We start from the raw sequence: 16,936 nt of genomic DNA, 5'->3' as shown, positions 1-16,936 counted from the left end.
GGCCTCCCCGTTCAAGGCCGCACCACCGCCTCTTCGGCCGCGCCGACCTGTTCGGGCGCCGACAATTGCGCGAATGTCGACTGCTCGCCGAGCCAGGTGGCGTAGTCTTCCGCGGTATCGATCATGACGATGCCGCGCATGAATCCGTGCCCTGTGCCGCAAAGCTCCGCGCACAGCACCTCGAAGGTCCCCGTCCGCGTCGGCGTGAACCAGAAATAGGTGACCGAACCGGGGATCATGTCCATCTTGGCGCGGAACTCGGGCACGTAGAAATCGTGCAGCACGTCAATCGAGCGCAGCAACATCTTCACCGGCTTGTCGATCGGCAAATGCAGGTCGGCGGCCTCGACGACCACGTCGTCCTGGCCGTTTGCGTCGTCCGGATTGACGCCCAGCGGATTCTCGGGGCTGACCAGGCGGCTGTCGGATGTGCCGAGCTTGCCGTCCGCGCCGGGCAGGCGGTAGCTCCACTGCCATTGCTGGGCGATCACCTCGACTTCGGTTGCGTCGGCGGGAACCGTGATGAACTGATTCCAGACGAACAGGCCTGGAACCAGCATGGCGGTGACGCCGAGCCCGGTCAGGATGGTCAGCCACCATTCGAGCCGCTTGTTCTCCGGTTCGTAGTGGGCGACGTTGCCTTCCTTGTGGCGGAAGCGCCAGACGCAATAGGCCATGAACAGCACGACGGCAGCGAACACCGCGCCGGTGATCCAGAATGTGATGATCAGCGTCGAGTCGATATAGCCCCAGTTCGAGGCGATGGGCGTCCACCACCAAGGGCTGAGGGCGTGGAACAGGACCGAGCCCACCACCACCAGAACGAGTACAAGCGCAATCGCCATACCCCGGTTCCTCCGCAATCCGGGGAAACCTCCAATCCCGCGGAAATGCCGGAGCATCATAACGTGATTTGCCGCGAAAGTTCCATTGCGCGGTTTTGTCGCGGGCAGACACGAAAAAGCCGCGGAATTCCGCGGCTTTTCGGTGAGGAGGGTCATGATCGACCGCCCAACAGCGGGCATTGACGGCAAACGCGTCTGCCCGCGGCGAACACCTTAAAAATGCCGAACTGACGTAGCAGTGAGCCGGCTCATACCACCAGGAAGTGATCCGCGGTGAGAGCCAGTCCGGCACTCAGCGTCGCGATGCGCGCTCCGAGGCCGAGCCGCGAGACTATCAGTTGCACATAAGTGCCGTCCGGGTCTCTTGGAGATCAAGATTCAGGAAGCAGACGCGTGTTTCGGCCCGATGGGAGGGTCCCCTGCCATTCATAAGAGTAGGCCGGGCGGAACGATTTCAGTTCCCATCGATTTCGTCTTCCTATGTGAAAGGTGACCGCATGGATGACGATAATGTAAAGACCATCTGTGGGACATTCGGGACGCGGGAAGCGGCTGACCGTGTGATCGAGCATCTTGTTCAAGAGCACGGAATCGACCGGGCAGACATTTTCGTTCAGGCCAAAGACGCCGCAAACACCTCCGGCACTGCGCCATCCGGAGGAGATGCTGCAGGCGACTACGAAGGCTCGGATCTCGACCCAGCCCTTCGGGGCGAGATTCAAGTGTCGGCGGATGTCAGTCGCGATGAAATCGCAGCGGCTGAGCAGGCCTTCCGAGAGGCCGGCGCCGCACATTTGACAACGCGCTGAACGATATCCGAGCCTCCGCTAGGTCGAGTTGGAAAGGCGCATCAATGGCCTGCGAGAAGCCGATATGGCCGGCTTAGCCTAAGCGGGAGAAAGTCGGCTGGGGTCCCACCTGTGTGGAAGAAGCGCTCAGGGCTGAAACGGCTAAACCACGTCTGCGGTCGCCGGCTTCCGGGTTCATTTCAGTTGACGAACTGCGGCATCATCAGCCGCGGAAGCCACAGAGTTAGCGATGGAAGCAGGATCACCAGGATCAGAATGGCCAGCATCGGCAGAAGGACAAGCGCCACGTCACGCAAAGCCTTTTTCACCGGAATACCCGCGATGGAGCAGGAAATCAGGAGGCACAGCCCATAAGGGGGCGTCACCAGACCGAATGCCAGGCTGATGATGCCGATCATGGCGAAATGGATCGGATGCATCCCCACCGCCTGCGTCACAGGGTACAGAACCGTCCCAAGGATGATAATGGCCGGGATTGCGTCGATGAAACAGCCGATGACGAGAAATGCTATCGCCACGGCAAAGCCCATTTCGGCAATCCCAAGGTCAAGTGTCTGAACATAGCCAACGAGGGCCGCAGGGATGCGGAAATAAGCCAGCGTCCAGCCGAAAGCACTGGCAGTGCCGATGCAAAATAGCGCGATCGATGCGAAGCGGCCGGTATCGTAGAAGACGTGCGCCAGCTTCCGACGGCCGACCGTTCGGTAGATAATGAGGCCGAGCGCCAGAGCATAGAGCGCAGCGACGACAGATGCTTCGGTCGGGGTGAAGAACCCCCGACGATGCCGCCGACGATGATGACCGGCGTCAGAAGCGCCAGGACGGCGCGGGCCAGGGCGCTTGCGAGCTCGCGCAGTGTCGCGCGATCGTGCAGCCCCATGCCGTGGCGGCGCGCATAGACGTAGACCGCCACCATCTGGGCAAGCCCGATCAGGATGCCGGGTATAATCCCGGCGATGAAGAGTCCGCCGATGGAAACGGACATCAACCCTCCCCAGACCACCATCAGGATCGAGGGCGGGATGATGACGCCCATCACCGACGAACACGCCGTCACCGCAACCGAGAATGACGAGGAGAAGCCCTCCTTCTTCATCTGGGGGATCAGGAGCGAGCCGATGCCGGCGGCATCCGCCGTGGAACTGCCGGAGATGCCGGCGAAGAACATCGAGACGACCACGTTCACGTGTCCGAGGCCGCCAGGCAGGTGGCCGACCATGGCGCGTGCCAGCCGTATCAACCGGTCGGTGATCCCAGCCACGTTCATCAGGTTGGCAGCCAGAAGGAAGAACGGGACGGCCAGAAGCACGAAGGAATTGTAGGAGCGGAACATCTCCTGGAGGACAAGGACCGGCGTCAGGCGCGGTTCGAAATAGAAGATTGGCAGGCAGGCGAGCGCTAGAGCAAAGGCGACCGGCACACGAAGGATGATGAGCAGAAACAGCACGCCAAACATGATGGCGGCGACGGTCCCGGGGGTCATGCGGCTTTCCCGCGGATTATCGCCATTTCCCTGGCAATCTTCTCGACAATGAACAGCGTGAAGATGATCCCGCAGAGCGGCCAGGCGCCGAACATCCAGTTCATCGGCAGGGCCGCGATCTCGGACTTCTGATACCAGCCGAACAGCATCAGATGCCAGCCGTACCACATGAATATGAAGGCGACGACGAGGACCATGACATGGACGAAAATGCGCTTGGCGGCCTCTATCTTCGGATTGGACGATTCCGGCAGAACCTCCAGATCGAAATGCGTGCCGTCGCGCACTGCGCACATAGCTCCGACCATGATCATCCAGACGAAGCAGAACCGGGCGATCTCCTCGGTCCAGATGTAGCGTGGCACGACGTCGATGAATCGGGAAAGGATCTGTGCGGTGACCGGGATGAGCAGGCCCGCAACGAGCAGGGCGAGCGTGACCTTCAGGACGTTATGGACGACGTCGAGTACGCGTGTCATGGATTTCCTCGGGCGGCGGCAGCAGAGGTAGCGAAGACGCGTCGGGGCCGCACAAGGGCAGCCCCGCTCGGATCATGTAAATCCGGTCACTGGACCGCCTGTACGGCCTTCAGGACCTCCGATGCGCCCAGTTCCTCGGCGTAGCTCTCGAGCACCGGTTTGGCTGCAGTCAGCATGGCGTCCCGCTCGGTGAACTCGTGGGTCGTCAACCAGCCTTTTGCCTCCATCTCCTGGACCTTCTTCGAGTCTTCGCTGCTTTCGATGTCACGGCCAAACTTTCCGGCCGCCGCTCCGGATTCGTCGATGCAGGTCTGCAGCGCCTCCGGCAGCCGCTGATACGTCTTGTTGGCGATGAACAGCGGCCTGATGGTGATGGCATGCCTGGTCAGGGACAGGTGCGGGCCGACTTCGTAGAACTTCATCTGCTCGACGCCGGCTGCCTCGTTCTCCGCCCCCTGAATGACGCCGGTCTGGATGGCGTTGTAGACCTCGTTGTAGGCGATCACAGTTGGCGCCGCGCCCAGGGCGTTGAAGACGCTCGTCCAGATCGGGGCGCCTTGCATCCGGAGCGGTACGCCCTTCAACTCCGCCATATTGGTGATCGGCTTCGTCGCAAAGATGTTGCGTGTCCCGCCCCCGGCATAGCCCAGGAGCCTGATGTCGGCCTTTTCGAGGATATCGTCGGCGACCGGCTTGAGAGCGTCCTGCTCGAGCACCTTCCTCCAGTGGTCCTCGTCCCGGAACAGGAAGGGCATGTCCATCAGCGGCGCCATGGCCGAGAAGGTCGAGATATGCGCGGGCGAAGCCACGGCATAGTCGACCGACAGGCCTTGGTTCATGTAGGCTACGTAATCCTTCTCGAGCCCCAGCTCGGAATTCAGGTGCATTTCGAATTCGATCGGCTCATCGGTGTAGCAAGCCTTAACGAGTTCCTCGAATTTGCGCATCGTCTTCGTGAAGGCATGGTCCTCGTTGAACTGACTTGCACCAATCAATTTGATCTGTGCCGAGGCCTGACCCGGGAATCCTACCGCCGCAACGGCCGCGCCGAAAAACAGCGCCACCGTATTTCTTAAAACTCGAAAACCGTTCACTTTTTTACCTCCCATTGGCGATTGCAGGTGCGTAAGCTGATGTCGCTGGCATGCTGCTGCGCATTTTATTTGCGCTCTCATCCTCCGAGGGTACTATTGTCTACCGACTTCCCAGGGTCAATGTCGCATCGGTCGCCGTCCTACCCGTGTGCGGAATTCGTCGGATGAGCGCATCGGCGGCATCTGAAAAAGCGCGTAGAAGTTGTCGAGTCGAGACTGCCAGGTCGCCCGACCGTTGCTTGCGACCAGGTGGTCGCGCTCAAATGTGCAAGAGAGGTGTTAGATGCAACAGAAGCCTTCAATCGGATTTGTCGGCTTGGGGCTCATGGGGTCCGCCATGGTAAAACGCCTCCAGAGCCTTGGCTATACAATGACTGTGATGGCCAACCGCAACAGGGCGAATGTCGACGCGGCAGTGGCGCGTGGTGCCGCCGAAGCGAAGACTGCGCGCGACCTCGCCGGGCAAAGCGACGTCGTGATGCTCTGCATGGACACATCGGCCTCGGTCGAGGCGCGCATGTTCGGCGAGACCGGAATCATAGCCGGCTTGCGCAGCGGAACTCTGGTGATCGACTTCGGCACCTCCTTGCCCGATTCGACAATCAGGATCGGCGAGGCCGTCGCCGCAAGGGGCGCAAGCTATATGGATGCACCGCTCGGCCGCACTCCCTCGCACGCGGTGGAGGGCAAGCTCAACATTATGGCAGCCGGCAGCCATGAAGCCTTCATCCGCGCCGAACCTATCTTCAGGGATATTGGCGAGAACGTCTTTCACGTCGGGCCGCTGGGCGCCGGCCATACTCTGAAATTGATAAACAACTTCTTCGCCATGACAACGGCTTGCGCCATGTCCGAAGCTTTCGCCATGGCCGACAAGGCAGGCATCGATCGCCAAGTCCTTTACGGCGTCATGTCCGCCGGGCCGCTGAAGTCGGGCATGATGGATTTTATCAAGGCCAATGCGGTGGACGGCAAGCCGGATATGCTGGCCTTCTCCATAGCCAACGCGCGCAAGGATGTCGGGTATTACGGCAGGATGGCGGATGGTCTGGGCGTGCCCAGCCTAATGTCTCACGCCGCCAAGCAGGCGCTTTCGCTGGCCGGGGCTGCCGGGTATGGCCAAAGGATGGTTCCGGAGATGGTAGATTATTTCGCGGCTCTGTTCGGCGAAAAACCCCGGGCGCCAAAATGACCAGCCTCAGCCTGGTCGCGATCGAGGCTAGCGCGCCATTGGTCCCGCCGACGATGCCATCGACTGACCATGTTTGAGACTTCGCTCTACGCACCGGTGAAACAATTTCTCGAACGCCTCGGTTTTACCGTGAAGGGGGAAATCGGCGGATGCGATCTGTTGGCGGTGAGCGGAGACTCCCCGCCCGTTGTGGTCGTGTGTGAACTCAAGCTTCAGTTCAATCTGGAACTCGTGCTGCAGGGCGTCGACCGAATGGCCGCCGCCGATGAAGTCTGGGTGGCGGCAAGGATGTCGGCTCGCGGAAAAGGCCGAGAGAGCGATGTTCGGTTTCGAAATCTGTGCCGCCGCCTCGGAATAGGCCTGCTCGGCGTCACTGCGTCTGACGATGTGGAGGTATTGCTCAGCCCGGCTGCTCCTTTGCCGCGTCGCGATCCTAAACGGCGTTCCCGGCTGGTCGATGAGCATAAACGCCGCCAGGGGGATCCGGTCGTCGGCGGCGGCTCGCGAAATCCGATCATGACTGCCTATCGGCAGGAGGCCTTGGCGTGTGCGGCAGCTTTGGCCGATGGTCCGAGGCGGCCGCGAGACCTGCGGCCTGATCTGCCGAATGCCTACAAGATCTTGCGCCGGAACGTCTATGGTTGGTTCGTCAGCATTGAGCGCGGCGTTTACCAGCTCACTCCAGTAGGCCATCAGGCGCTGCTCAGATGGCCGCCGCCCCTGCAAGTCGAGAAGCAAGGAGGGGCCGCCGCGGCACATGCGGCATCTTCCGTCGAGGCCTGACCGGCCCCGACCTTCATTTGCAGAAGCGCGATGGCTCAAGAGGTATGTGAGTATGACCCCGGCTATGCGGGTCTATCAGTCTGGTTCGTTGCCAGCGGCAAGCGCGATACGACTACGCGAAATTGCCCTTCGCTGCCTTGGTGCTGCCCGTGTCGGACTAAGCAAAACGGCCGCCTCTCGGCGGCCGTTTTAGGTAATTGATTTCTTGGCAGAAACTGGAGCGGGTGAAGCGATTCGAACGCTCGACCCCAACCTTGGCAAGGTTGTGCTCTACCCCTGAGCTACACCCGCTCGCACGGCATCGACCGCAAGCCGCGCTTATATGGCCGAAGAGCGAGCCGATTGCAACAGGGAAATGGCGGGTTTCGTGCGACGATTTTGCCGGCCGCGCAGCGAGGCCGCACCCGCTTTCGAAGGTGGGTCGCTGCCGCTTCCGGTCTTGTCTTGCGGCAGGCTTTGGTCATAAACCGTTGCCGACAAGCGCCCGCTCCGGAATCTGCACCCATGCCGAAATCGCCCGAAGACCTTTTTGCCTATCTCGACAGCCTCGGCATTTCGGTTCGGACAAAATCCCATCCGCCGCTTTTCACGGTTGCGGATTCGCAGGCGCTCCGCGGGGAGATCGACGGTGGGCATACCAAAAACCTGTTCCTCAAGGACAAGAAGGACAATTTCTTCCTGGTTACCGTGGGCGAAGAGGCGGAAGTGGATTTGAAGCAGATCCACCATATCATCGGCGCGGCCGGCCGGGTTTCCTTCGGCAAACCGGAGCCGCTGATGGAATATCTGGGCGTCACGCCCGGCGCGGTCACTGCCTTCGGCCTGATCAACGATACGGGCGGGCGGGTGAAGTTCGTCATCGACGAGGCGCTGATGCGGGACGAGATCGTCAACGCGCATCCACTCACCAACGAGGCGACGACATCCATCGCCAGCGAGGATCTTCTGGCCTTTGTGAAGGCGACCGGACACGAGCCTCATATCTTGAAAGTATCGGCATGAATGCCACATGGTGGCGAGGGCCGCCAGCAATGGCGGCGCCGCAACGGCGGGCCGGCAGCGACCGAAAGGGCAGCAATGAACACCAAGGACAATCCGTTCGGCGGGATGGGAAGCCAGTATTCCACCAGCGTACAGTACGGCAACGGCCAGCCGCCGCGCGAGCCCGCTCCCGGTCCGGCGACCGGAACGCCGCTGGTGGCTGAACCCTTCGTAGTCAAGGACGTCTCCACCAAGAGCTTCGCTGCCGACGTGATCCAGGAATCTCGCCGCCAGCCGGTGCTGGTCGACTTCTGGGCCCCCTGGTGCGGTCCGTGCAAGCAGCTCGCGCCTGCCCTTGAAAAAGCGGTGCAGGCCGCCGGTGGCAGGGTCAAGCTCGTCAAGATGAACATCGACGAGCACCCTTCCATTGCGGGCCAGCTCGGCATCCAGTCGATCCCGGCCGTCATCGCCTTCAAGGACGGGCAGCCGGTCGACGGCTTCATGGGCGCGATCCCCGAAAGCCAGATCCGCGATTTCATCGAAAAGGTCGCCGGCAAGGGCAATGGTCAGGCGCAGATTGCCGACGCATTGGCTGCAGCGGCGGAAGCCCGCGAGGCGGGCGACTTGCAGGGTGCGGCGCAGATTTACGAAGCGGTTCTGGCGCAGGCTCCCGACAATGTCGACGCGCTCGCCGGCCTCGCCGACATTCTGTTCCAGGCCGGAGACAGCGCGGCTGCGCAGGAAATTCTGGCGCGCGCGCCGGAAGACAAGAAGGATGCCCCGGCGCTCGCCGCCGTCCGCGCCAAGCTCGCGCTTGCCGAACAGGCCGCCGCGCTCGGCGATCCGGGCGAACTCGAGCGCCGCCTCGCAGCCGATCCAAACGACCATCAGGCGCGCTTCGACCTCGCCATGATCCAGAATGCGCTTGGCATGCGGCAGGAGGCCGCCGACAATCTGCTGGCCATCGTCAAGGCCGACAGAACGTGGAAGGATGACGGCGCCCGCGCACAGCTTCTGCAGTTCTTCGAGGCCTGGGGCCTGACCGACGAGGTGACGCTGGCTTCACGGCGCAAACTGTCGTCGCTGCTGTTTTCGTAACGGCGTATCTGCTCGGAATGGAACAGGCTTCGGCCGGTCCATTCCGGGGACTTCGAAATTGACTTGCGGATTCCGACAGATGCTCCAGATTCAGGGCTATCGCCGGAACGGAGAATGAAATGCAGGCGGGAAACGCCCATTACCGGCTCCCATCCGATCTGCCTACCGTAGCCGCGGTTTTCCCGCTGTCCGGCGCGCTGCTGCTGCCGGGCGGGCGCATGCCGCTCAATATATTCGAGCCGCGCTATCTGCAGATGGTAGATGAGGTCATGTCGGGAACGCGGCTGATCGGCATGGTGCAGCCGGCCCTCGACGGGTCGATGCGCGACGATGACGAGCCGGAGATCTGCGAAGTAGGGTGCCTCGGCCGGGTCACATCGCTCGCCGAAACCGGCGACGGACGCTATCTGATTTCGCTGCAGGGCGTTTGCCGCTACCGGATCGCCGAGGAGATGGCTGTGAAGACGCCGTTCAGGCAGTGCCGCATCACGCCCTTCCTGGCCGATCTGAAGGAGGACCCGACCGCCGGAGACGTCAACCGGCCGGCGCTCCTCAAGGCCTTCCGCGCTTATCTGCAGGCCAACGACCTGGAGGCCGACTGGGACAGCGTCAGCCGCGCCGAAAACGCCATGCTGGTCAACGCGCTGTCAATGATGGCGCCTTACGGCGCGGCCGAAAAGCAGGCGCTGCTCGAGGCGCCGGATTTGAAGACGCGCGCCGACACGCTGATCGCGATCACTGAAATGGCGCTGGCGCGCGAAGACGACGAGTTCGGCTCCAGCCTGCAATAAAGACGCCGGCCGGGGGAAGCGGATGCGTAAGGAAGAAAAGCCGAAAATCGACGCCAGGCTGCTGGAACTGCTCGCCTGCCCGCTGACCAAGGGCCCGCTGGTATGGGATGAGGAGAATTCCGAGCTCTATTCGCGGCTGGCCAAGCTCGCCTATCCCGTGCGCGACGGCATACCGGTGATGCTGCCTTCGGAGGCGCGCACCGTCGATCCGGACGCCGAACCTGCCCGCTCGCGCAGCCGGAAATGAAGCGCGAATTTACCTCCGCGTCGACGCAGAACGCCTTTCTGAATGCGCGCTGCGTCCTCAAACGTGGATAGAATCCACACTCGTTCCGGCCCGATCGAAGAAATCCTCCTTACGGATCAATGGCATAACAGCCGGCGGGAAGAATTTTTGCACCCAATTTGTTCATCATCGCTGGCCTTCCCGCATAATGGCCCCACCGTTCTTGCGGGAAATCCGGTGCGCACCGGGTATCGGATGAGGGCGGCGGCGCCGGGCCGGTCATGCTGCGGTGGCATGGCTGGGTGATGAGCCCCCAGGTCCGGGCCCGACGGGAAGGACAGCGTGCGCCAATGCACCCTCCTTCCCAGGGCAAGACGCCGGCGGGGCGCAAGGTTCGCGCCACGTTACTTATAGTTAGGAGGCACGGCCTCGCGCCCCGCTTCCCGACTACTCCTCGCAAATGAGGAGGGCTCTTTGACAGAGGCCAGACGGTGAAAACCGGGCGTGGCGATGGTGAAGTGTGCCGGCATCAGCTTCGCCTTAGATACTGAATATCGGGAAGCCGCTCTTCATTTCCTGAGCCGTCGCCGAATTTGCGGCCGTGAATCCGTGTTGTTCATAGAAACGCCGCGCACCGGAATTCGCTTGGAAACAGTGCAGTTTCACTTCCCTCATGCCGGCGGTCGCCTGTTCAAGGAGCCGGCTGCCGATGCCCCGCCCGGTCCAGACGGGATCAATGTAAAGCTGCTCCACCCATGCGCCATGGACTGCAATGAAGCCGACGATGCCTTCGCCGGCTTCGGCAACCGTCACGCGTTGCAGCGGCAGAACGGTCCCGCTGATGAACGCCAAATCCTCGTCCGGCGTGTGCACCGTCGGCATCCAGGCGAACGACCCAAGCGCCGCCCGCATGATCCTTGCGATGTCGCAAGCGTCCGACGCGGCGGCCGGACGCAGCGCCACATCGACAGATGACAATCAGGCCGCCTTCTGCTTCGGCGTGATCAGCCCGCGTTCGACCAGCAGCTCGGCGATCTGCACCGCGTTGAGCGCGGCGCCCTTGCGCAGATTGTCGGAGACGATCCACATCGACAGGCCGTTGTCGACCGTCGAATCCTCGCGGATGCGGGAGATGTAGGTCGCGTCCTCGCCGGCCGAATCGATCGGCGTCGCGTAGCCACCGTCTTCCTGCTTGTCGACGACCAGGCAGCCCGGCGCGTCGCGCAGTATGTCACGAGCCTCGTCGGCCGTGATCGGCTTCTCGAACTCGACATTGACGGCTTCGGAGTGGCCGATGAACACCGGTACACGCACGCAGGTCGCCGTCAGCTTGATCTTCGGGTCAAGCATCTTCTTGGTCTCGGCGACCATCTTCCACTCTTCCTTGGTGAAGCCGTCATCCATGAACACGTCGATATGCGGGATGACATTGAAGGCGATGCGCTTGGTGAACTTCTTGGCCTCGACCGGGTCGGCCACGAACACGGCGCGGGTCTGCGTGAACAGTTCGTCCATGCCTTCCTTGCCTGCGCCGGAGACCGACTGGTAGGTCGCCACCACCACGCGCTTGATCCTGGCCTGGTCGTGCAGCGGCTTCAGCGCCACCACGAGCTGGGCCGTTGAGCAGTTCGGGTTGGCGATGATGTTCTTGCGGGAGAACAGCGAAATCGCGTCGGGGTTAACTTCCGGCACGATCAGCGGCACATCCTGATCGTAGCGGAAGGCCGAGGAATTATCGATCACGACGCAGCCCTGCTTTCCAATCTTGGGCGACCATTCCTTCGAGACGTTGCCGCCGGCCGACATGATGCAGAGGTCGGTATCGGAAAAGTCATAGGTATCGAGCACTTTGACCTTCAGCGTGCGGTCGCCGAACGATACTTCGGTGCCGAGCGAGCGGCGCGAGGCAAGCGCCACGACCTCGTCGACGGGGAAGCCGCGCTCTTCGAGAATATTGAGCATTTCCCGGCCCACATTGCCCGTGGCGCCTACGATCGCAACCTTGAAACCCATGTTAGTTCTCCTGTCCCTCTCCGCTCGTTTCTGGAGAAAACCCGCCGGCCGGAGCGGGTTCCATCCCCCGGGCCGGACCCGGGAGAGGGTGAGCAGGCCAAGGGTGATCAGACCGTTTTGGTGGTCGCTTTGGCCGTAGTTTTGCTGGAACGGAAGGATGCGCGTTCGCGTCCGGCACGATTGGAATCGTGGCCGGTAAAGTCGAATGCAAAGAGCGCCATCAAGAGGCCGCGCATAATGAAATCCTGTTCGCGGCTGCCTTTTACGCGCTTTCGGTGAAGAGTCAATGTGAGGCGCGATCAGCAGCTTGTGACTTGACCATCCCCGGCCCCGCCATACCCTTTGATGAACGAGGAAGGATGGACCAGCGATGAATCACCCGATCCTGCGCATCCCCCGCCGCGCACTCCTTGTGGGAGCGCTGTGCCTTGCCGCGGCCGTCCCGGCGCTTGCCCACCATGGCTGGGCCTGGACCGAGGACGACCCATTCGAGCTCACCGGCGTTATCGAGGATATCTATATCGGCAATCCGCACGTGACCCTGGACGTTCGCGCCGAGGACGGCGTCTGGCACGTCGATCTCGCGCCGCTTGCGCCGACCACCCGCGCCGGTTTTGACGAGCGCGCGGCGAAGATTGGCGATACGGTGACCAGCGTCGGCTTCCGCTCGCGCGACCATTCGGAACGACGCATGAAGGCGGCGCGCATCATCGTCAACGGCAACACTTTCGACGTCTATCCCAATCGCGTGCCGGGCGCCTGAGGCCCCGCGCATGCTAATCGACTGGCTGCACACGCTGCACAATTGGGAGGTGGCGGCGCTCATCCGCCGCTCGCTTTTTGTCTATCCGCTCATCAACGCGACCCACATTTTCGCGCTGACGCTGCTGATCGGCGCCATCCTGCCTGCGGATCTCAGGATTCTCGGCCTGTTCCCCAGCCTTCAGGCGGGTCCGTTCCTCAGGGTGATGACTGGGATTTCGGCAGGCGGCCTGGTGCTTGCGATCGCCACCGGTTTCCTGCTGTTTTCAGTCCAGCCGCTGGAATACGCGGGCAATCTGGCCTTTCTGACAAAGATTTCGCTGGTGGCCTTGGGCGTGGTGAACGCGAGCATCATCCGTTTCAGCACCGGATGGCGGAAGGCATTGGCCGGCGGCGGCATAAGCCCCGGCCTCAGGATCGGCGCGCTTCTGTCGCTGACGATCTGGATCGCGGCGCTGCTTGCCGGGCGCTGGATTGCCTTCCTGTAACGCTATTGCGCTCGACGCGAATTCACGCCGAAAGGGCCAGAAATTTTCGCACGATGGCGTCGCCCATCTGAATGGTGCCGACCTCGGTCATGCCCGCCGAAAGAATGTCTTTCGTGCGCAGCCCGTCATTGAGGACAGCGGCGATCGCCGCTTCAAGCCGGTCCGCTTCCGCCACCATGTTGAACGAGTAGCGCAGGCACATGGCAAACGAAGCGATCATCGCGATAGGGTTGGCGATGCCCTGGCCGGCAATGTCCGGCGCCGAGCCGTGCACCGGCTCGTAGAGCGCCTTGCGCTTGCCGGTCATCGCATCAGGCGCGCCGAGCGAGGCCGACGGCAGCATGCCGAGCGAACCGGTCAGCATCGCCGCCACGTCCGACAGCATGTCGCCGAACAGATTGTCGGTGACGATCACGTCGAACTGTTTTGGCCAGCGGACCAGCTGCATGCCGCCTGCATCGGCCAGCATGTGGTCGAGCTTCACGTCCGCATATTTCGTCTTGTGCGTCTGGGTGACCACCTCGTTCCACAGCACGCCCGACTTCATGACGTTGCGCTTTTCCATCGAGGTGACGTGGTTCTTGCGTGTCCGCGCGAGTTCGAAGGCGACGCCCGAAATACGCTCGATCTCGAAAGTGTCATAAACCTGCGTGTCGATGCCACGTTTCTGGCCGTTGCCGAGGTCGATGATTTCCTTCGGCTCGCCGAAATAGACGCCGCCGGTGAGTTCCCGCACGATCAGTATGTCGAGACCTTCAACGACCTCCGGCTTAAGCGAAGAAGATGCCGCTAGCGCCGGGTAGCAGATTGCGGGCCTGAGATTGGCGAAGAGCTGCATGTCCTTGCGCAGGCGCAAAAGACCGGCTTCAGGACGAACCTCGTAGGGAACGGCATCCCATTTCGGCCCGCCCACCGCACCGAACAGCACGGCGTCGGCGGCCATTGCCTTGTCCATGTCGGCATCCGAAATCGCCGCGCCATGCGCGTCGTAGGCCGAGCCGCCGACCAGCCCTTCCTCGGTCTCGAAGCCGGCGCCGAAATTCTCGTTCATCGCCGCGATCAGTTTTTTCACCTCCGCCATCGCTTCGGGGCCGATGCCGTCGCCGGGAAGAAGGAGGAGTTTGCGCGATGCCATGGAACAACCTTTCGGAATTGGGAGCCGGCGCTTTGCTAGACGCGCAGCCGGCTGCGCGCAAGCGCCGGCTTCGTCTAAATCATCGCCTCGGCCTCGCGGCGAAGCTGCAGAGCCGGACTGTCTGGCGGCGGCTCGATATCGTCGAAAGTTACCGCCTGCCCGGCGAGTATGGGCCGAACCAGCTTGACGCCGTGCGCGAGGCCGATCGGCAGCGCCTTCATGTCGAGCGATCTTTTCGCCGGCAGGAGCTTCCCCCAGACGGTGTAGCCGCCCTCGCCGTCGAGCATCTCGCCGGGCTTCAGGTCGCGCTTGGCCACCGCCACGGCATCGCCCCGGAAGGCGCGGCTCTGGCCCGTCGGTTCGCCGCGCAATGCCGCGCTCAGCACCGAAATGCCGAGTTCCAGCCCGATCAAGTGGAACGGCTTGTACATGGCGGCATAGCGGCCGGTAGAATCAACCGGCAGCCCGTATTGCCGGAAGCAGGCCGCGGCATAGTCGTTTGGCGCCTCAAGCACCACATAGACGCCCCAGCGCAGGTCGCGGAAGACCGGCCGGCCGTCGCGCTCCAGCGACGACACCACCTCGACCATGCCGGCGCCCGAGAGTTGCCCGCCCGCCTCGCGCGGCCGCAGCACATGCGACAGGTCGTCGACGCCGCAAGGCGGAAACAACAGCCCGTCCTCCGGCACGTCGAGCTCGCAGGCATTGGCGATCGCTGCCATCTCGATCGCCGATTTGGTGCCGTCGAGAAAGGAATTGAACATCTGGCTGTTCATGCCCGCGGCTCGCGCGGCCTCGGATGTCAGTCCGTAATGTGTCCAGACATCGTGGGGCGTCACTTGATGATAGACCGGCAGGTATTTCGTGCCCTTGCCGGCCGCCTGGACGCGAAAGCCGGCCGCGCGCGCCCAGTCGACCATCTCGGCAACCAGCGCCGGCTGGTCGCCATAGGCCATGGAATAGACGATACCCGCTTTTCGCGCCCGTGCTGCCAGTGCCGGCCCGGCCAGGACGTCGGCCTCGACATTGACCATGACGATATGCTTGCCGTTCTCGATGGCCGAGAGCGCGTGGACCACGCCGGCCTGCGGCGAGCCGGTTGCGTCGATGACGACGTCCACGTCACGTGCGCAGAGGTCGCGTCCGTCCTCGACAAAAACCGTTGCCGCGATCCGCTCCTCCTCCCAGCCCACTGCCCGGCAGGCGTGCTTGGCACGTTCCGGGTTGAGATCGGCGATCACCGTGACCTCGAGCCCCGGCGTGGTGGGCACTTGCGAGAGGAACATCGAGCCGAACTTGCCGGCGCCGATCAGGCCGGCCCTGACCGGCTTGCCGTCGGCGGCACGCGCCTGGAGGAGGGAGTAAAGGTTCATGCCGGTGTCGGCTCGCGCCGCAGCGCGGTGACTTCGATCTCGATCTTCATCTCCGGCTTGTTCAGGCTGCAGACGATCATGGTGGCGGCGGGACGTATGTCGCCGAAGGCTTCGCCCAGGATCGGAAAGACGCGGTCAACGAAATCCGCGTCGGTGATGTAGTAGTGCGCGCGGACGACATCGGCGAGCGAGAAGCCGCCCTCTTCCAGCGCCCTGGAAATAGTCGCGAGGCAATTGCGCGCCTGCGCCTCGACGCTCTCCGGCATCGTCATGGTGGCATAGTCGTAGCCGGTCGTTCCGGAAACGAAACACCAGTCGCCCTGCACCACCGCGCGCGAATAGCCCGCGGTCTTCTCGAAGGGCGAGCCGGTGGAGATGAGCTTTCGCGTCATGCCCAGGGACGGCTCTCGGCGTTCCTTTTCTCAAAGCTGTCGATCGACGAGGCCTTTTCCAGCGTAAGCCCGATATCGTCGAGGCCGTTCAACAGGCAGTGCCGCTTGAACTCGTCGAGATCGAACTTCACCACGCCGCCGTCCGGCCCCCGGATTTCCTTGGCCTCGAGATCAATGGAGAGCGTGGCGTTGGAGCCGCGCGAGGCGTCGTCCATCAGCTTTTCGAGGTCTTCCGGGCTGACGGTGATCGGCAAAATGCCGTTCTTGAAGCAGTTGTTATAGAAAATGTCGGCGAAGCTGGTCGAGATGACGCAGCGAATGCCGAAGTCGAGCAGCGCCCAGGGTGCGTGCTCGCGGCTGGAGCCGCAGCCGAAATTGTCGCCGGCGACCAGGATCTGCGCCTTGCGGTAGGCCGGCTTGTTGAGCACGAAATCGGGATTTTCCGAACCGTCGTCATTGTAGCGCATCTCGGCGAACAGGCCGGTTCCAAGCCCGGTCCGCTTGATCGTCTTCAGATAGTCCTTGGGGATGATCATGTCGGTGTCGACATTGACGATCGGCAGGGGCGCGGCGACGCCGGTGAGTTTGGTGAATTTTTCCATGGTTTTCGGCCTGAATGTCGTTCCGGAAATTCCTCGTCACCGCTCTACACAAATCGAGCGCCGAATCAAAGCGCAGTCGCGGGCCTTATGCAGCAAGAGCACTAGCTTCGCATTGGCGCGAAGGCGATTTCACGAAAATTGGGGGATGGACCGACCATCGCTGGGCGGGGGGCTTGGGGGGTCGCGACCGCCGGTCCGTGCCCACGTTGAAGCTTCAACAACAAACGTTAGCGGCCTGAAACGCGCAGCCTCCAATAAGGTTCCCAATATCCGAAATTATTTTTTCCACTGCCCATGTTGATGGCTACAATGCCATCTCTTGACTGCTCGCCGGCGTTCATATGCACATAGTGCGATCGTTCCTTAGGATCGGAGCCGCATAGAAACCAC

General features: G+C 62.2%; 18 protein-coding genes, 1 tRNA gene and 1 pseudogene. 8 read left to right on the top strand and 12 right to left on the bottom strand.

Features of this window, described 5'->3' with window-relative positions; genetic code table 11:
* Positions 1-11: 11 nt before the first annotated feature.
* From ABVK50_RS25100 to ABVK50_RS25080, 5 genes and pseudogenes are all read right to left on the bottom strand, one after another.
* Positions 12-845, bottom strand: a complete 834-nt coding sequence (locus ABVK50_RS25100; RefSeq protein ID WP_353643997.1) for a cytochrome c oxidase subunit II — start codon at positions 843-845, stop codon at positions 12-14.
* Positions 846-1,216: 371 nt separating this feature from the next.
* A complete protein-coding gene (locus ABVK50_RS25095) occupies positions 1,217-1,639 on the bottom strand; it encodes a hypothetical protein (RefSeq protein ID WP_353643998.1) in 423 nt (140 codons plus the stop codon).
* A 194-nt stretch (positions 1,640-1,833) separates the two neighbouring features.
* Positions 1,834-3,110: pseudogene (locus tag ABVK50_RS25090) on the bottom strand (TRAP transporter large permease).
* Positions 3,111-3,133: 23 nt separating this feature from the next.
* Positions 3,134-3,616: a TRAP transporter small permease gene (locus tag ABVK50_RS25085; RefSeq protein ID WP_353644000.1), complete on the bottom strand. Its 483-nt coding sequence runs from the start codon at positions 3,614-3,616 to the stop codon at positions 3,134-3,136.
* An 86-nt stretch (positions 3,617-3,702) separates the two neighbouring features.
* Complete coding sequence (locus tag ABVK50_RS25080; protein WP_353644001.1) at positions 3,703-4,710, bottom strand: TRAP transporter substrate-binding protein; 1,008 nt, start codon at positions 4,708-4,710, stop codon at positions 3,703-3,705.
* A gap of 337 nt (positions 4,711-5,047) precedes the next feature.
* Here ABVK50_RS25080 and ABVK50_RS25075 point away from each other — a divergent pair, with 337 nt between their 5' ends.
* Positions 5,048-5,902 (top strand): NAD(P)-dependent oxidoreductase, encoded by an 855-nt coding sequence (locus tag ABVK50_RS25075; RefSeq protein WP_353644002.1) that lies wholly within the window; start codon positions 5,048-5,050, stop codon positions 5,900-5,902.
* A gap of 69 nt (positions 5,903-5,971) precedes the next feature.
* Positions 5,972-6,685, top strand: a complete 714-nt coding sequence (locus ABVK50_RS25070; RefSeq protein ID WP_353644003.1) for a DUF2161 family putative PD-(D/E)XK-type phosphodiesterase — start codon at positions 5,972-5,974, stop codon at positions 6,683-6,685.
* Positions 6,686-6,901: 216 nt separating this feature from the next.
* Here ABVK50_RS25070 and ABVK50_RS25065 read toward each other — a convergent pair.
* Positions 6,902-6,976, bottom strand: a tRNA-Gly gene (locus ABVK50_RS25065).
* Positions 6,977-7,189: 213 nt separating this feature from the next.
* On the opposite strand from ABVK50_RS25065, the gene ABVK50_RS25060 reads away from it, so the two are divergent.
* From ABVK50_RS25060 to ABVK50_RS25045, 4 genes are all read left to right on the top strand, one after another.
* The gene (locus tag ABVK50_RS25060; RefSeq protein ID WP_353644004.1) at positions 7,190-7,687 is read left to right on the top strand and encodes a prolyl-tRNA synthetase associated domain-containing protein; all 498 of its coding nucleotides are present in this window, start codon (positions 7,190-7,192) and stop codon (positions 7,685-7,687) included.
* A gap of 75 nt (positions 7,688-7,762) precedes the next feature.
* Positions 7,763-8,764 (top strand): thioredoxin, encoded by a 1,002-nt coding sequence (gene trxA / locus ABVK50_RS25055; RefSeq protein ID WP_353644005.1) that lies wholly within the window; start codon positions 7,763-7,765, stop codon positions 8,762-8,764.
* A 119-nt stretch (positions 8,765-8,883) separates the two neighbouring features.
* Entirely contained in the window at positions 8,884-9,555 is a 672-nt protein-coding gene (locus ABVK50_RS25050) for an LON peptidase substrate-binding domain-containing protein (RefSeq protein ID WP_353644006.1), read from the top strand.
* A gap of 22 nt (positions 9,556-9,577) precedes the next feature.
* Positions 9,578-9,802 (top strand): Trm112 family protein, encoded by a 225-nt coding sequence (locus ABVK50_RS25045; RefSeq protein WP_353644007.1) that lies wholly within the window; start codon positions 9,578-9,580, stop codon positions 9,800-9,802.
* Between the two features lie 519 nt (positions 9,803-10,321).
* Here ABVK50_RS25045 and ABVK50_RS25040 read toward each other — a convergent pair.
* Positions 10,322-10,693: a GNAT family N-acetyltransferase gene (locus ABVK50_RS25040; RefSeq protein WP_353644008.1), complete on the bottom strand. Its 372-nt coding sequence runs from the start codon at positions 10,691-10,693 to the stop codon at positions 10,322-10,324.
* A 66-nt stretch (positions 10,694-10,759) separates the two neighbouring features.
* The gene (locus tag ABVK50_RS25035; RefSeq protein WP_353644009.1) at positions 10,760-11,794 is read right to left on the bottom strand and encodes an aspartate-semialdehyde dehydrogenase; all 1,035 of its coding nucleotides are present in this window, start codon (positions 11,792-11,794) and stop codon (positions 10,760-10,762) included.
* A gap of 370 nt (positions 11,795-12,164) precedes the next feature.
* Here ABVK50_RS25035 and ABVK50_RS25030 point away from each other — a divergent pair, with 370 nt between their 5' ends.
* Positions 12,165-12,557, top strand: a complete 393-nt coding sequence (locus ABVK50_RS25030) for a DUF6152 family protein (protein WP_353644010.1) — start codon at positions 12,165-12,167, stop codon at positions 12,555-12,557.
* Between the two features lie 10 nt (positions 12,558-12,567).
* Complete coding sequence (locus tag ABVK50_RS25025) at positions 12,568-13,044, top strand: DUF2214 domain-containing protein (protein WP_353644011.1); 477 nt, start codon at positions 12,568-12,570, stop codon at positions 13,042-13,044.
* 22 nt (positions 13,045-13,066) lie between these two features.
* Here ABVK50_RS25025 and leuB read toward each other — a convergent pair whose 3' ends face one another.
* From leuB to leuD, 4 genes are all read right to left on the bottom strand, one after another.
* Positions 13,067-14,179 carry a 3-isopropylmalate dehydrogenase gene (gene leuB / locus ABVK50_RS25020; RefSeq protein ID WP_353644012.1) on the bottom strand — a complete coding sequence of 371 codons (1,113 nt, stop codon included), beginning with the start codon at positions 14,177-14,179 and terminating at the stop codon, positions 13,067-13,069.
* 74 nt (positions 14,180-14,253) lie between these two features.
* On the bottom strand, positions 14,254-15,552 hold the full coding sequence (locus ABVK50_RS25015) for a Gfo/Idh/MocA family oxidoreductase (RefSeq protein ID WP_353644013.1): 1,299 nt from the start codon (positions 15,550-15,552) through the stop codon (positions 14,254-14,256).
* The gene (locus ABVK50_RS25010) at positions 15,549-15,944 is read right to left on the bottom strand and encodes a RidA family protein (protein ID WP_353644014.1); all 396 of its coding nucleotides are present in this window, start codon (positions 15,942-15,944) and stop codon (positions 15,549-15,551) included. The genes ABVK50_RS25015 and ABVK50_RS25010 overlap by 4 nt, the downstream gene beginning before the upstream one ends.
* Positions 15,941-16,546 carry a 3-isopropylmalate dehydratase small subunit gene (gene leuD, locus ABVK50_RS25005; protein ID WP_353644015.1) on the bottom strand — a complete coding sequence of 202 codons (606 nt, stop codon included), beginning with the start codon at positions 16,544-16,546 and terminating at the stop codon, positions 15,941-15,943. Before leuD ends, ABVK50_RS25010 begins: the two co-directional genes overlap by 4 nt.
* Positions 16,547-16,936 lie beyond the last annotated feature (390 nt).

Source organism: Mesorhizobium sp. WSM2240, assembly GCF_040438645.1.
Lineage (GTDB): Bacteria > Pseudomonadota > Alphaproteobacteria > Rhizobiales > Rhizobiaceae > Allomesorhizobium.
This window is presented reverse-complemented; position numbering and strand designations above follow the sequence as displayed.